Annotated in this window: 12 protein-coding genes; 9 read left to right on the top strand and 3 right to left on the bottom strand. The window is 71.8% G+C overall.

The annotated features are described in order from the left end of the window. Positions 1–148: 148 nt before the first annotated feature. From FSY98_RS05655 to FSY98_RS05645, 3 genes are all read right to left on the bottom strand, one after another. Positions 149–580: a hypothetical protein gene (locus FSY98_RS05655; protein ID WP_144874737.1), complete on the bottom strand. Its 432-nt coding sequence runs from the start codon at positions 578–580 to the stop codon at positions 149–151. 68 nt (positions 581–648) lie between these two features. Next, on the bottom strand, positions 649–2,001 hold the full coding sequence (locus FSY98_RS05650) for an MFS transporter (protein WP_144876620.1): 1,353 nt from the start codon (positions 1,999–2,001) through the stop codon (positions 649–651). 5 nt (positions 2,002–2,006) lie between these two features. Continuing rightward, positions 2,007–2,447, bottom strand: a complete 441-nt coding sequence (locus tag FSY98_RS05645; RefSeq protein WP_144874735.1) for a MarR family winged helix-turn-helix transcriptional regulator — start codon at positions 2,445–2,447, stop codon at positions 2,007–2,009. 143 nt (positions 2,448–2,590) lie between these two features. Between FSY98_RS05645 and FSY98_RS05640 the strand changes: the two genes are divergently transcribed. The 9 genes from FSY98_RS05640 (at position 2,591) to menC (ending at position 15,736) form a co-directional block, all read left to right on the top strand. Next, complete coding sequence (locus FSY98_RS05640; RefSeq protein WP_144874734.1) at positions 2,591–4,012, top strand: serine hydrolase; 1,422 nt, start codon at positions 2,591–2,593, stop codon at positions 4,010–4,012. Positions 4,013–4,081: 69 nt separating this feature from the next. After that, positions 4,082–5,659 carry an ABC transporter substrate-binding protein gene (locus FSY98_RS05635; RefSeq protein WP_144874732.1) on the top strand — a complete coding sequence of 526 codons (1,578 nt, stop codon included), beginning with the start codon at positions 4,082–4,084 and terminating at the stop codon, positions 5,657–5,659. Between the two features lie 40 nt (positions 5,660–5,699). Next, complete coding sequence (locus tag FSY98_RS05630) at positions 5,700–6,695, top strand: ABC transporter permease (RefSeq protein ID WP_144874730.1); 996 nt, start codon at positions 5,700–5,702, stop codon at positions 6,693–6,695. Next, entirely contained in the window at positions 6,692–8,533 is a 1,842-nt protein-coding gene (locus tag FSY98_RS05625) for a dipeptide/oligopeptide/nickel ABC transporter permease/ATP-binding protein (RefSeq protein ID WP_144874728.1), read from the top strand. Before FSY98_RS05630 ends, FSY98_RS05625 begins: the two co-directional genes overlap by 4 nt. Beyond that, a complete protein-coding gene (locus FSY98_RS05620) occupies positions 8,530–9,279 on the top strand; it encodes an ABC transporter ATP-binding protein (protein WP_144874726.1) in 750 nt (249 codons plus the stop codon). The genes FSY98_RS05625 and FSY98_RS05620 overlap by 4 nt, the downstream gene beginning before the upstream one ends. Positions 9,280–9,334: 55 nt before the next feature. Beyond that, positions 9,335–12,700 (top strand): serine hydrolase, encoded by a 3,366-nt coding sequence (locus FSY98_RS05615; RefSeq protein WP_144874724.1) that lies wholly within the window; start codon positions 9,335–9,337, stop codon positions 12,698–12,700. Continuing rightward, positions 12,697–13,836: a M20 family metallopeptidase gene (locus FSY98_RS05610; protein ID WP_144874722.1), complete on the top strand. Its 1,140-nt coding sequence runs from the start codon at positions 12,697–12,699 to the stop codon at positions 13,834–13,836. The genes FSY98_RS05615 and FSY98_RS05610 overlap by 4 nt, the downstream gene beginning before the upstream one ends. Beyond that, positions 13,824–14,633: a GNAT family N-acetyltransferase gene (locus FSY98_RS05605; protein WP_222119114.1), complete on the top strand. Its 810-nt coding sequence runs from the start codon at positions 13,824–13,826 to the stop codon at positions 14,631–14,633. Before FSY98_RS05610 ends, FSY98_RS05605 begins: the two co-directional genes overlap by 13 nt. Beyond that, positions 14,630–15,736 (top strand): o-succinylbenzoate synthase, encoded by a 1,107-nt coding sequence (menC, locus tag FSY98_RS05600; protein WP_144874720.1) that lies wholly within the window; start codon positions 14,630–14,632, stop codon positions 15,734–15,736. The genes FSY98_RS05605 and menC overlap by 4 nt, the downstream gene beginning before the upstream one ends. Positions 15,737–15,738: the final 2 nt, after the last annotated feature.

Genomic DNA, 15,738 nt, shown 5'->3' with positions numbered 1-15,738 from the left:
AGCCCCGGCCTGCCCGAGCCCCGGCCCGCCGGCGCCCCGGCTCTGCTTTCGGTTGGCACCTCCTGCGGGAATTCCGCGGGAATTGCGGCAGGAGGTGCCAACTCAGCGCCCGAGTAGGGGACGGGGGCACCGGGCGAGAGCCCGCGACTCAGGCCGGCGGGTCCTCGGGGTCGAGGGTGCGGAGCGTGTCGCGCTCGACCTCGTTGTCGGCGTCGAGCTGTGCGGCAGTGGTGTCGTCGCCGCCCAGGGGGGCGTCGCGATCGGGGTTGGCGTCGCCCTGGATCGCGCCGTGCGGCGACTCGCCGTGCGAGCTGTCGCCCTGGATCGCTCCCCCCTGCGACGCACCCTGCGGGTCGCCGTCTGCTGCCTCGCCCTGGATCGCGCCGCGCGGCGAGTCGCCGTGTGCGTTGTCGCCCTGGATCGCTCCGCCCTGGGCCGCGCCCTGGGCGCCGCCGTCGAGGTCGTCGCCGCCCTCGCCGGTGCTCTGACCGTCAGGAGCGGTGTTGTGCTCCGGGATGATGTCGGGGGAGCCCTCGGCGGGCTGTTCGGGGTGCGGGGTGCGTCCTGTGTTGTCGTCCATGTGCGCGACGTTACGCCGGTGCGCGGGGGGCGGCGAGGGGTTGACAAACCCGCGCCGGCCGATCCGCCTCAGTCCTGCTTCGCGATGCGGATCGGCGTCGTCGCGGTGGCCTTCTCGGTGTAGTCGACGGGCTCGGCGGATGCCGACGGTTCGGCCAGCTCGGGTTCGTCGATGACGCTCAGCGGGCGGGTCTCGTCGAGCGTGAGCCGGAACCGGCGATCCTCGGACCGCCGGAGGCGTCCGGAGGCGATGACCCAGATCGTTCCGATCGCACAGGCGACCAGACCGGCGGTGCCGCCCAGCATGATCGCGCTGCGGGGGCCGAACGTGTCGGCGACCCAGCCGGCGATCGGCGCGCCGACCGGGGTGGAGCCCATGATGACGGCCATGTAGAGCGCGAGCACACGTCCGCGCAGCGCGGGATCCGTCGTCATCTGCACGTACCCGTTAGCGGTGGTCAACAGTGTGACGATCATGAAGCCGGTGAACATGAGGGTCACCGCGTACGCGGCGTAGGTGGGCATGGCCGACGAGACGAACGCGGCGACGCCGAATCCGCCCGCGGCGAAGATCACGACCCGTACTCTCGCGCGTTCACGCCGAGCGGCCAGCAGGGCGCCGGCCAGCGATCCGATGGCGAGGATCGAGCTCAGCACGCCGTAGCCGTCGGCGCCGGATCCGAATTCCAGGGCCATGGTGGAGGCGAAGATGGGGAAGTTCATGCCGAACGCGCCGATGAGGAACACGGTCACGAACACGACGCGCAGATCGCTGCGGCCCCAGACGTAGCGGAACCCGGCGGCGAGACCCCCGCGGCTGCGTCCCTTGAGGCGAGGCGCGAGCTGACCGGTGCGCAGCAGGAGCAGGGCGACGAGCATCGCGAGGAACGTCACGGCGTTCGCGATGAACACCCAGCCGGAGCCGATCGCGACGATGAGCAGACCGCCCACCGCCGGACCGATCATGCGGGCGAGGTTGAAGGACGCCGAGTTCAGGGCGACGGCGTTCGAGGTGTCGCCGACAGACACCATGTCGGAGACGAAGGCCTGGCGCGCGGGTGCGTCGAACGCGTTCACCACGCCGAAGGCCGCGGCGAAGCCGAACATCATCGGCAGCGTCATGAGCCCGTTCAGCAGGAGGATGCCGACGGCGATCGCGAGCACGAGCAGCGAGGACTGGGTGGCGAGCAGGATGCGGCGGCGCTCGAACCGGTCGGCGACCCATCCGGTGAGGCTGACGAGCACGAGCGGCGGGCCGAACTGCAGGGCCATCGTGACGCCCATCGCCGCCGCGTCGTTGTCGGTGAGCTCGGTGAGCACGACCCAGTCCTGCGCGGTGGCCTGCATCCAGCCGCCGACGTTCGAGACGAGGGCGCCGGCGAACCAGATGCGGTAGTTGATGTTCGCGAACGAACGGAACATGGCGCTCATCGGTCGACCACCCTGCGCATCAGGGCGCTCGCCGCGCGCAACGTCGCGAGCTCGGCCTCGGTGAAGTCGAGCTCGGCGAGCATGCCGGCGAGCAGCTCGTCGCGACGGTGAATGGTCTCGGCGACGATCGCCGCCCCCGTCTCGGTGATGTCGACCTGCACCCGCCGGCGGTCCTCCTCGTCGGGGATCCGTACGACGTGGCCCTGCTCGACGAGGCCGTTGATCATGTTCGTCATCGACGGGGCGGTGACCCGCTCGGCAGCCGCGAGGGCGGTGATGGTGCGGCGGCCGTGCAGACGCAGCGTCGCGAGCACGGCGAGCTGCGCATCGCTCATCGCGTCGACCGCGCGGGCGCCGCGGAGGCGCCGGGCGAGCCGGAAGGTGGAGTGGCGCAGGTCTGTCGCCGTGAGGTGGAGGGATTCATCGGACGCAGACATTACTTAGATAGTCTATCTAATTTTCTCTCCCGGACAAGGGACGGGTCGCGCCTCGCGACTTCGTCGAAACGGACCAATCGAACGGAGCGGTTCCGTAGTTGACGACGAACGTCGATCGACGACCCGGTGCCTAGAGTGAGGCCATGCAGAGCCCCCACGCGATCGGCGAACACCTGCGGTCCACCCTCAGATCCCTGATCGACGTGCGCGGAGTGCCCGCGGCATCCGTGGCGGTCGTCGTCGACGGCGAGATCGTCACCCACGCCGAGGGGCTGCTCAGCACCGCGACCCGCATCGAGGCGACGACGGATGCCGTGTTCCAGATCGGCTCCATCACGAAGGTGTGGACGGCGACCCTCGTCATGCAGCTCGTCGACGAGGGGCTCGTCGACCTCGACACCCCCGTCCGCACCTACCTGCCGGAGTTCGCCCTCGCCGACGACGACGCTGCGGCCGCGATCACGGTGCGTCACCTGCTCAGCCATCGCTCGGGCATCGAGGGCGACATCTTCACCGACACCGGCCGCGGCGACGACGCCGTCGAGAAGTACATCGCCCTGCTCGCCGAGGCGGCGCAGATCTTCACGCCGGGCTCGCTGTTCTCGTACAGCAATGCGGGCTACGTCGTGCTCGGCCGACTGATCGAGCGGCTGCGCGACACGACCTGGGAGCAGGCGCTGCTCACGCACCTCGCGACGCCGCTCGGCCTGGGCAGCGTGTCGCCCAGCCCGTACGAGGCGATCCTGCATCGCGTCGCGGTCGGACATGTGGATGCCGGAGACGGGGGCGAACCGCAGCCGGCGCCGTTCTGGGCGATGGCGCGGTCGAACGAGCCCGCCGGCTCGATGCTCGCCATGACGGCCGAGGACCTGGCCGTCTTCGCCCGCGCGCACCTCCGCGCGGCGGACGGCTCCTCGCCCGCATCCGACGAGGAACAGGCGATCGTCTCGCAGGCCTCTGCGACCGCGATGCGCACGACCGAGGTGCGTCTTCCACGGGTCGCCGGCATGGGCGCGGCATGGGGTCTCGGCTGGGAGATCGACCGCGACGCCGACGTGGTGCTCTACGGGCACGACGGCAACACGGTGGGCCAGTCGTCGTTCCTGCGCATCGCGCCGGAGGCAGGAGTCGCCGTCGTGCTCCTCACGAACGGCGGCGACGGCGCCGGTCTCTTCCACGATCTGGTGGAGCCGCTGCTGCGCGAGCTCACCGGAGCGGGTCTGCCCGAAGCGCCCGAGCCCCCGGCGGACGCGGCTGCCGCGGCATCCGATCCGGTCGCCGCCGAGGTCAGCGGCTACCTCGGCGTGTACGCGAACTCCACCGTCGAGATGGAGGTGTCGCAGGACGCGGAGGGGCGGTTGTGGCTCGAGCAGCGTCCGACACCCGAACTGCGTGCGCTGGGCGCCGAGCCGTCGACCGACGAGTTCGTGCCATACGGCGACGCATCGCTCATCGCTCGCGAACGCAAGGACGGGATGCACCTCGTGCTCGCGTTCCTCGAACCGGATGCAGACGGCCGCGCCGCGTACATCCACTTCGGCCGCGCCGTCCCGCGGTCGCGCTGACACCCCGAACCCTCGTCGCCACGCGGCGTGCACCCCGATAAGCACGAAACCACTGCCTGGAGGAACGTCATGACACCGAATCGCACCGCTGCCATCGCCGTCGTCGGCGTCACAGCCCTCGCCACCGTGCTCGTCGGGTGCGGGACCGACGGAGGAGGGGGAGAGCCCGTCGCCGGCGGCACCTTCACCGAGATCCTCGGCTCCGACCCCGGCAGCCTCGACCCGCAGCTGTCAGCCGGCAGCGCGCTGTTCGACATCAGCAAGCTCGCCTACGACACGCTGGTCAGCGTCGGCGCGGACGGCGAGGTGCGCAGCCAGCTCGCCACCGAGTGGGAGGTCGACGGCACCACGGCGACCCTGAAGATCCAGGACGGCATCACCTGCGGCGACGGCACGCCGTTCACCGCGCAGAGCGCGGCCGACAACCTCAACTGGATCTCCGACCCCGAGAACCAGAGCGGCTTCCTCGGCGCGTTCCTGCCGGTCGGTGTCACCAGCGCGGCGGAGGGCGACACGGTCACGATGACCCTGTCGAGCCCATCGCCGTTCCTGCTGCTCGGGCTCTCGGGTCTGCCGATGGTCTGCGACACCTCTCTGAACGAGCGCGACGGTCTCGCCGCAGGCACCGACGGCACCGGGCCCTACGTGCTCACCGAAGCCGTGCCGAACGACCACTACACCTATGAGCTGCGCGAGGACTACGCATGGGGCCCCGGCGGCGCCACGGTCGACGAGGAGGGCATCCCGGCGAAGGTCAACGTGCGCGTCGTCTCCGACGGCACCACCGCCGCGAACCTGCTGCTCTCGGGCGAGGCGAACGCTGCACAGCTCACCGGACCGGACGCCGACCGCGCGATCGGTGCCGGTCTCTTCCAGCGCGAGGGCACCGCGATCGCCGGCGAGCAGTGGTACAACCACGCGGAGGGTCACCCCACGAGCGATCCGGCGGTGCGCATGGCGCTCACCCAGGCCGTCGACCTCGACGAGCTCGCCAACGTGATGACCGCGGGCAAGGGCGGACCGGCCACGGCGCTCGCCGTCGTCGAGCCGACCGTCTGCACCTACGACGCGATCTCGACCTCGCGCCCGAAGTTCGACGTCGACGCGGCGAACGCGACGCTCGACGAGGCCGGCTGGGTCCGCGGGGCCGATGGGGTGCGGGCGAAGGACGGACAGCGCCTGAGCCTGACCTTCCTTTACGAGAACAGCCTCGGCGCGGCCGCGGCCGCGGCCGCAGAGCTCGCGCTCTCGGCGTGGAAGGAGATCGGGGCCGAGGTCGACGGCAAGCAGCAGGACGAGACCGCGCTGCTCGAGGCCACGTTCAGCACCGGAGCCTGGGACATCGGCTGGCTCACGCTCAGCGTCAACAGCCCCGACCAGGCCATCGGCTTCGTGAGCGGCACGGTGCCGCCCGAGGGGTCGAACTTCTCGGCGATCGAGAACGCCGAGTACACGGATGCCGTCGCCCGCGCGTCGGAGCTCAACGGCAGCGAGGGCTGCGACGTGTGGCAGGAGGCGGAGAGCGCGCTGTTCGCCGCGGCCGACCTCGTGCCGTTCGCGAACGCGACCGTGTACATGTTCGGCAACGGCGCGGAGTTCGACTGGACGGGCGTCATCGAGCCCACCAGCATCCGCCTGGTCGGCTGAGAGCAACGGCCGCCCTCGACCACCGGATCGAATCGACGACATGACGACAGTGACCACCCGCCTCGCCGAGGACGACACGCGCGTCCGCGACCACCGCTGGCTGCGGTTCGCCCTGCGCCGCACCGGTCGGCTGCTCGTCTCGCTGTGGATCCTGATCACGGCATCCTTCCTGATGATCCACCTGGTGCCGGGCGACCCGATCCGGGCGGCTCTGGGGCCGACCGCCCCGGCCGCGGTCGTCGAGGCGAGGCGGGAGTCGCTGGGTCTGAACGACCCGATCTGGCAGCAGTACCTCGACTACATCCGGGGCGTGTTCACGGGTGATCTCGGGGTGTCGATCGGGTCGCAGCTGCCCGTCGCCGACACGATCGCGCAGCGGCTTCCCGCCACGCTCACGCTCGCCCTGCTGGCCTTCGTGCTCGCCGTGCTCATCGCCATCCCGCTGGGCATGGCCGTCGCCGTGGCGACGCAGCGCGGCCGGGCGCGGGGCCTAGAGGTGGGCTTCAGCTCGACGAGCGTCGTGATCGGGTCGATCCCCGACTTCCTCCTGGCCGTCGCCCTCGTGGCGGTGTTCGGGGTGCAGCTCGGGTGGCTGCCCGTCGCCGGTAGGGGGGGGCCGCTGTCGTACATCCTCCCCGTGCTCGCGCTCGCGCTGGGGCCGGCCGCGATCCTCGCCCGGATCCTCCGCATCGAGGCGCTGTCGGTGCTCGACGCCGACTTCGTGCGAACCGCGCACGCCAAGCGACTGCGTTCCCCTCGCATCACGCTCCGGCACGTGCTGCCCAATGCCGTGACGGCGACGCTCACGCTCGGCGGGCTGCTGCTGAGCGGCCTCGTCGCGGGCACCGTGCTCGTCGAGACCGTGTTCGCGTGGCCGGGGCTCGGCAGCACGATCGTCAGCTCGATCCAGACCAAGGACTACCCGCTCGTGCAGGGGACGGTGCTCGTCTACGGCGTGGGTGTGCTGCTCGTGAACACCCTCGTCGACGCGGCGCTCGCGGTGCTCGACCCCCAGTCGACGGCGGCCGAGGCATGAGGCGCGCGCTGACGAACATGGTCCGCACCCCGCTCGGGGCGCTCGCGCTGGCGCTGCTCGCGCTCGTCATGCTCACGGCGATCGTCGCGCCGTTGATCTGGGGCGAGCAGGCCGACGTCACCGACACCGGCGACCTGCTCGCCGGCCCGTCAGCCGAGCACCTCATCGGCACCGACAACCTGGGCAGGGACCTGCTGCTGCGCACGATCGTGGCCACGCGCCTCTCGATCGTGCTCGCGCTGCTCGCCACCCTCGTCGCGGTGGTCGCCGGACTCATCCTCGGCGTGGCCCCGTTGCTGCTCGGCCCGGTGCTCGGTCGCGCGATGACCTGGTTCACCGGGATCGCGGTGGCGTTCCCCGGACTGCTGCTCGCCCTCTTCTTCGCCGCGATCTTCGGCAGCACGGCCACCGCCGCGGTGTTCGCGCTCGGACTCGCCGGCGCCCCGTCGTTCGCCCGCCTCTGCCAGAACCTCATCGCCGGCATCGAGGCGCGCGACTTCGTGGCGGCCGCCAGGGTCGGCGGCATCGGCCGCGTGCGCGTGCTGTTTCGGCACATCCTCCCCAACATCGGCGAGCCGCTCATCGTCAACTCGACCATCGGCGCCGGCGGCACGCTGCTCGCGTTCGCGGGACTCTCGTTCCTCGGTCTCGGCGTGCAGCCGCCCGAGTACGACTGGGGACGCCTGATGATGGACGGACTGCGGGGCATCTACGCGAACCCGCTCGCCGCCCTCGCCCCCGGCCTGGCGGTCGTCATCGCCGGTCTCGCCTTCAACCTCACCGGCGAGTCGGCCGCGCGCAGCCTCGGCCTCGCCGACGACGCGCTGCTGCGCACCGCGACCCGCATCCGCCGCCGGACGCCCTTCGGCCGCACCGCCGCGCCGGCCGTCACGCCCGCGGCGGAGGACGGCGCCGTGCTCGAGGTCGAGGGCCTGCGCGTCGACTTCGAGGCCGCCGACGGCACCGTGGTGCACGCCGTCCGGGGGATCGACTTCGAGGTGCGGGCCGGCGAGATCGTCGGGATCGTCGGGGAGTCCGGATCGGGCAAGTCGATGACCGCGCTCGCCGTCGCCCGGCTCGTGAACGCGCCGGGGCGGGTCACGGCATCCGCTCTGCGCTTCCTCGGCGTCGATCTGCAGGCGGCCGAGGGGCCGGCGCTGCGGCGCCTGCTCGGCACGTCGATGGCGATGGTGTTCCAGGACCCGATGTCGTCGTTCAACCCGACCATGCGGATGGGCGCGCAGCTCGCCGAGGTCGCCACCGAGCATGCAGGGCTCAGCCGGCGCGAGGCGCTCGACCGGGCGGCCGACCGGCTCGCCGCCGTGCGCATCACCGCGCCGAAGCGCCGCGTGCGGCAGTACCCGTACGAGTTCTCCGGCGGCATGCGTCAGCGGGCGATGATCGGCATGGGCCTCATGGTGTCGCCGCGCCTCATCATCGCCGACGAGCCGACCACGGCCCTCGACGTCACGGTGCAGAGTCAGGTGCTCGATCTGCTGCGGGCCATCCGCGACGAGGACGGTGCGTCGATCCTCTTCATCAGCCACGACATCTCGGTGGTCGCCGAGCTGTGCGATCGCGTGCTCGTGATGCGCTCCGGCGAGATCGTCGAGTCGCTGCCGGCGAGCGACCTCTCGTCGGCGCGGCATCCGTACACGCGTGCCCTGCTCGCCGCCGTGCCGCACATGGCGACCGACCTCGACCGCCCGCTCGCGACCCTCGCGACGCTCGCGGCGGAGGAGGGGCGGGCGACGGATGCCGACAGCGAGGCGGATGCCGAGGCAGTTGCCCCGGTCGATGCCGCCGGCGGCGATCACGAGGAGGTGGGCACCCGATGAGCGAGCTCGTGTTCGACCAGGTCACGGTGCGGTACGGCGTCGGCCGCGGCGCCATGACGGCGGTGGACGGCGTCTCGCTCACTGTTCCCGAGGGCGGCGTCACCGGCGTGGTGGGTGAGTCGGGCTCGGGCAAGTCGACGCTGGCCAGGGCGGCCGTCGGGCTCGTGCCCGTGCACTCCGGGCGCATCCTGCTCGACGGCGCACCGATCCCGAGGCGGGGTGCGCGGCCGCTGCAGATGGTGTTCCAGGACCCGTACTCGTCGCTCGACCCGCGGATGCCGATCGGTGCCAGCATCGCCGAGATGATGCCGTCCGGCATGACGAGACGGGAGCGCGCGGCCGAGGCCGCCCGACTGCTCGAACTCGTGCAGCTCGACCCCGACAAAGCCGACTCGCGCCCCTCGCGGTTCTCGGGCGGGCAGCGTCAGCGCATCGCGATCGCCCGTGCGCTCGCCGGCCGCCCACGGGTGCTCATCGCCGACGAGATCACCTCGGCGCTCGACGTGCTCATCCAGGGCGCGATCCTCAACCTGCTGCGCGAACTGCAGGACGAGCTCGGGTTCTCGATGCTCTTCATCTCGCACAACCTCGCGGTCGTGCGGTACGTCGCCTCGCACATGGCCGTCATGCGCGACGGTCGCGTCGTCGAGCAGGGGGCGACGGCCGCCGTGCTCGACGATCCGCAGGACGCGTACACGCGGGAGCTGCTCGCCGCGATCCCCCGTCCGATCCAGTACACCCCCTGACCGCCAGACCCACACGCCAGCCGGTGCCACGAGCGCCGCAACCGAAGGAGTCCCCGTGACCCGCCGAATGAGTATCGACGACGCTCTCGCTCTGACCGTGCCGAGTCAGCCGACGCTGTCGCCCGCCGGAGACCGCGTGGTCTACGTGCTCGGCGCGACCGATGTCGACGAGGACCGCAGCACGAGTTCGCTGTGGATCGCCGAGGACGGCGGCACGCGGGCGCTCACGCGCGGCCCGTCCGACTCGAGCCCCGTGCTCTCGCCCGATGGTGCGCAAGTGGCGTTCCTCCGCGACGGCCAGCTGTGGACGCTGCCTCTCGCCGGCGGCGAGCCGCAGCAGCGGACGACACTCCCGCTCGGCGCCGGTGTACCGGTGTGGAGTCCCGACGGCGCGCGTATCGCGTTCACGGCGTCGGTCGTGCCGCTGTCGGCGCCCGGCGCGGGCGAGAGCGACGAGCAACGTGCGGCGCGCGAGAAGGCCCCGATCGTCACGAGCGGGATCGACTACCTCGTCGACGGCGCGTGGTTCACGCGCGGCGTGACCGATCAGCTGCACGTGCTCGATGTCGAGGACGGCCGTGTCCGTCGCCTCACCGACGGCGTCTCCGGCGTCGGCAGCCCGGCATGGTCGCCCGACGGCGGTACCCTCGCCTACGTCGCACGCCCCGACGGTGCAGACGACCTCGCCTTCCGCTCGTCGGTGCAGGCGCTCGACCCCGCCGACCCCGCGGCCCGCCCTCGTACTCTCGCGTTCGCCGACGGCTACGCGGGCACCGTGTCGTTCACGCCCGATGGCGCGGGCCTCGTCGTCATCGGCTGGAACGGCGAACCGGAGGGGCACGCCGGCCTCTTCGTCGTCGACCTCGCATCCGGCGACGTCGTCGACGCCGCGGGCGACCTCGACCGGAACGTCATGCCCGGCGCCCCCGCCTACCCCGGCGCGCTGCCGCAGATCACGGCATCCGGTGACATCCTCTTCGCGATCCGCGACCGTGGCGCGACCCACCTCTACGCCGTGGCCGCCTCGGGCGGAGCGCCGCGCCATGTCTTCGGCGGCACCGACGAGGTCGTGAGCGGTCTGTCGGTCGCCGGCGACGTCGCGGCCGTCGCCCTCTCGACCCCGACGTCGTTCGGCGAGATCCTGCGCCTCGACCTCGTGGCGGGCACGAGCGCCGTGCTCACCGCGCACGGCGACGCGCCGGACGGCGCCGAGCTGTTCGTGCGCGAGAGCCGCGAGTTCACGATCAGCGACGGCACGGTCGTCCAGGGCTGGATCGTGCGCGACCCGGCGGCCCGGGGGGCGACCCCGCTGCTCGTCGACATCCACGGCGGACCGCACAACGCATGGAACGGCGCGGTCGACGAGATGCACCTGTACCACCAGCAGCTCGCGGCGGACGGCTGGACGATCCTCATGATCAACCCGCGCGGCAGTGACGGATACGGCGAGGACTTCTGGCGCGGGGTGAACGGCGCGTGGGGCGTCTCGGACGCCAAGGACTTCCTCGAGCCGGTCGACGAGCTCGTCGCGGAGGGGACCGCGGATGCCGCGCGCCTCGCCGTCGCCGGGTACAGCTACGGCGGCTACATGACGGCGTACCTCACCGGACACGACGACCGGTTCGCGGCCGCGGTCGCCGGAGGCATCGTCGCCGACCTGTTCAGCATGGGCGGCACGAGCGACGACGCCCATATGCTCAGCGTGCTCGAACTGGGCGTCATGCCCTGGGCCTCGGCCGACCGCGAGACCCTCACCGCGATGTCGCCGTACTCGGCCGTCGAGAACGTGACGACGCCGACGCTCGTGCTCCACGGCGAGAAGGATCTGCGGTGCCCCGTGCATCAGGCGCAGCAGTGGCACTACGCGCTGCGCGAGCGCGGCGTGCCGACCGAACTCGTCATCTACCCGGGCGGCAGCCACGTCTTCCCCCTGCTCGGGGCGCCGAGCCACCGCGTCGACTACGCGCGCCGCATCGTCGACTGGGTCGAGCGGTTCGCGGGCAGCACCCGCGGTGCGCGCCCGGCAGCGATCGACGCCGCGCACTGGCAGCACCGGCTCGATGAGCTCGCGCGGCTGCACGACGTGCCGGGTGCGCAGCTCGGCATCCTCCGCTACGACCCCGAGGGGCGCGACGAGGTTGTCACGGCGGCGACCGGCACACTCAACGCCGGTCTCCCGGCGGCGTCGGCGACCGTGCTGCCCGACTCGGTCTTCCAGATCGGCTCGATCTCGAAGGTGTGGACGGCCACGGCGGTGATGCGCCTCATCGAGAAGGGCGCCTTCACTCTCGACACCCCGGTCGTCGACATCGTGCCCGGTCTGCAGCTCGCCACAGAGGAGTTCACGCAGGGCGTCACGGTGCGCCACCTGCTCACCCACACGAGCGGCATCGACGGCGACGTGTTCACCGACACCGGCCGTGGCGACGACTGCCTGGAGAAGTACGCCGGTCTGTTCCCCGAGATCGGCGTGAACCACCCGCTCGGCGCGACCTGGTCGTACTGCAACTCGGGCTTCTCGCTCCTCGGTCGCGTGATCGAGAGCGCGACGGGTGACGTGTGGGATGCCGCGATGCGCGACCTGATCTTCACGCCGCTCGGCCTCACGCACACCGTGACCCTGCCCGAGGAGGCGATCCTGCACTCCGCCGCGGTCGGCCACGTCGAGTCAGGCGAGAACCCGGTGATCGCACCGGTGTGGGCGCTGCCCCGTTCTCTCGGCCCGGCCGGACTCATCACCGCGCGTGCTGCCGACGTGCTCGCGTTCGCCCGGCTGCACCTGGCCGGCGGCGTCGCGGCGGACGGCACCCGCCTGCTCGAGGAGTCGACGGTGGCCGAGATGCAGGCGTTCCAGGCCGAGGTGCCGGACAAGCACATCCTCGGCGACTCGTGGGGGCTCGGCTGGATCCGCTTCGACTGGAACGGCGAGCGCCTGTACGGCCACGACGGCAACACGATCGGTCAGGCCGCTTTCCTGCGCGTGCACGCCGAGTCCGGCGTCGCGGTGACGCTGCTCACGAACGGCGGTCACACGCGCGACCTCTACGAGGACCTCTACCGCGAGATCTTCGCCGAGCTGTCGGGCGTCACGATGCAGTCGACCGTGCAGCCGCCCGCAGAGCCCGTCGAGGTCGACATCACGCCGTTCGTCGGCACCTACGAGCGCGCCTCGGTGCGGGCGGAGGTGTTCGTCGGCGACGACGGGCCGGTGCTGCGCACCACGGTGCTCGGACCCCTCGCCGAGCTCGAGCCCGACCCGGTCGACGAGTATGCGCTCACCCCGTACAGTGACGGCGTCTTCGCACTCCGCGCCCCCGGCACGCAGACGTGGATGACGGCGACGTTCTACACGCTGCCCACCGGCGAGGAGTACCTGCACTTCGGCGCGCGGGCGACCCCGAAGGTGTCGAGCAGCGCATGAGCATCCCTTCCCCGCTCGTCACCGGTGCGCTCACGGAGGCGGCGCTCGTCTCCACGATCCGCCGGCTGATCGAGTGCGAGTCGCCCTCCGGCGACGACGCTGCCGTCGCGCGGTCGGCCGACATCGTGGCCGAGGTCGGCGCCGAGCTGCTGGGTGTCGAGCCCGAGCGGCTCGTGGTCGACGGCTGCACCCACCTGCGGTGGCGCTTCGGCGCCGAGACGCGGGTGCTGCTGCTGACCCACCACGACACCGTCTGGCCGCACGGCACCCTCGATCGGCTGCCCTTCGGCATCGTCGACGGGGTGATGCGCGGCCCGGGGTCGTTCGACATGAAGACCGGCCTCGCGATGGTGCTGCACGCGGTCGCCGCGCTCGACGACCGCGACGGCGTGACGGTGCTGGTCACCGGCGACGAGGAGACGGGGTCGGTGCGGTCCCGTGCACTGATCGAGGAGACGGCCCGCGGTGCCGCGGCAGCGCTGGTCACCGAGGCGTCGGAGGGTGGGGACTGGAAGGGCGCCCGCAAGGGCGTCGGCATGTACGAGGTCGCCGTGCGAGGCAGGGCTGCGCACGCGGGGCTCGAACCCGAGAAGGGCGTCAACGCGACGGTCGCGCTCGCGCACCTGGTGCTGGCGGTCGGCGACCTCGCCGATGCGGATGCCGGGACGACGGTGACGCCCACCCGCGCCGATTCGGGGACGACGGGCAACACCGTCCCGGCCGAGGCACTGCTGCGCATCGATGTGCGGGCATGGTCGGCGGCGGAGCTCGAGCGGGTAGATGCGGCGCTCCGCGCCTACGCCTCGCCCGTGCCCGACGCGGCGATCACCGTGCACGGCGGGATCAACCGTCCGCCGCTCGCGCGGGAGATGTCGCAGGGCCTGGCCGATCTCGCGGCGAGGCTCGGGGCGGCACACGGGCTGGGCGACGTGCGCGCGGTCGCCGTCGGCGGGGGCAGCGACGGCAACTTCACGGCGGGTGCGGGGGTGCCGACCCTCGACGGCATGGGGGCCGTCGGGGGCGGTGCGCACGCCGACCACGAACACGCGATCGTGGCGGAGATCCTGCCGCGGACGCGCCTGTTGGCCGACATGGCCGCAGAGATCTCGAGAACGGACCGATCATGGCAGAACTGATGCACGACGACGCCGTCGTGTCGTCCGCGCAGCACGATGCGGACCGCGCAGCCGCGGCATCCGGCGTCTCGATCAGGGAGCTCGGAGCGGTGGGCGAGCATGCCGAGGCCATCGCGCTGCTGTCGCGCATCTGGCGGCGCTCGCCCGAGAACCCGGTCGTGCCGCCCGAGCTCATGCGGGCGCTGAGCAAGGCCGGCAACTACATCGGCGGCGCGTTCGCCGGCGACCGCCTCGTCGGTGTCGCGATCGCGTTCCACGCCGACCCGGAGCGGCACGCCCTGTACAGCCACATCGCGGGGATCTCGGCGGAGAGCGCCGGGCGCTCGATCGGGTTCGCGCTCAAGCAGCATCAGCGAGCCTGGGCCCTCGGCCGCGGCGTCGACGCGATCGAGTGGACGTTCGACCCGCTCGTCGCCCGCAACGCCCACTTCAACATCACCAAGCTCGGCGCGCGGCCCCAGGAGTACCTCTCGGACTTCTACGGCGCGATGACCGACGGAGTGAACAGCGACGACGAGACCGACCGGCTGCTGATGCGGTGGGAGCTCCGCGACGCGGGCGTCGTGCTCCGCGCGCACGGCAGCTCGCCGCAGCCCGAGACGCGGATGCCCGGCGACCGCACCGTCGCGGTGCCGCCCGACATCGAGCGACTGCGACGCGATGACCGCGCCGAGGCGCAGCGCTGGCGATTCCGGATCCGCGAACAGCTCACCGGGGCGCTCGACGCCGGTGGACGGATCGTCGGATTCGATCGCACCGAGGGGTACATCATCCGACCGGAGAGGACCACGGCATGAAGATCGACGGGATCGAGCTGCGACGGGTGGCGATGCCGCTCGTCTCCCCGTTCCGCACATCGTTCGGCACCCAGACCGCGAAGGACATCCTGCTCGTGCGGGCCGTGGTCGACGGCGTCGACGGGTGGGGCGAGTGCGTGACGCTGCCCGACCCCGTCTACTCGCCCGAGTACACCGAGGGCGCGGTCGACATGATCCGCCGCTACATCGTGCCGGCCCTGACCGGGGCCCATATCACCGGCGCCCACATGATCGGCGAGCTGCTGGCGCCGTTCAAGGGTCACCGCATGGCGAAGGCCGCGGTCGAGACGGCCGTGCTCGACGCCGAGCTCCGCGCCGAGGGGCGGTCGTTCGCGCGCGAGCTCGGCGCCGTGCACGACACCGTGCCGTGCGGGGTGTCGGTGGGCATCATGGACGAGGTGCCGCGGCTGCTGGACGCGGTCGACGCCTACCTGTCGGAGGGCTACGTCCGCATCAAGCTGAAGATCGAGCCGGGGTGGGACGTCGACGTCGTCCGCGCGGTCCGCGAGCGCTTCGGCGACGACGTGCTGCTGCAGGTCGACGCGAACACGGCGTACACGCTGCGCGACGCACAGCACCTCGCCCGCCTCGACGACTTCGGCCTGCTCCTCATCGAACAGCCGCTCGAGGAGGAGGACATCATGGGGCACGCCGACCTCGCGCGGATGCTGAAGACGCCGATCTGCCTGGACGAATCGATCACCTCGGCGCAGACCGCCGCCGCCGCGATCCGCCTCGGCGCCACGAGCGTCATCAACATCAAGCCGGGCCGCGTCGGCGGATACCTCGAAGCGCGCCGCATCCACGACCTCGCGGTGGCGCAGGGCGTGCCCGTGTGGTGCGGCGGCATGGTCGAGAGCGGCATCGGGCGTGCCGCGAACGTCGCGCTCGCCGCCCTGCCCGGATTCGTGCTGCCCGGCGACGTCTCGGCGAGCGACCGCTTCTACCGGGTCGACCTCACCGAGCCGTTCGTGATGCACGACGGCAGCCTCGCGGTGCCGCAGGGTCCGGGGCTCGGAGTGACCCCGATCCCGGAGATCCTCGACGAGCTCACGACCTGGACCGAATGGCTTCCGATGTGAGG

It is taken from the genome of Microbacterium sp. 1.5R, assembly GCF_007667425.1.
In the GTDB taxonomy this organism is placed as follows: Bacteria; Actinomycetota; Actinomycetes; order Actinomycetales; family Microbacteriaceae; genus Microbacterium.
This window is presented reverse-complemented; position numbering and strand designations above follow the sequence as displayed.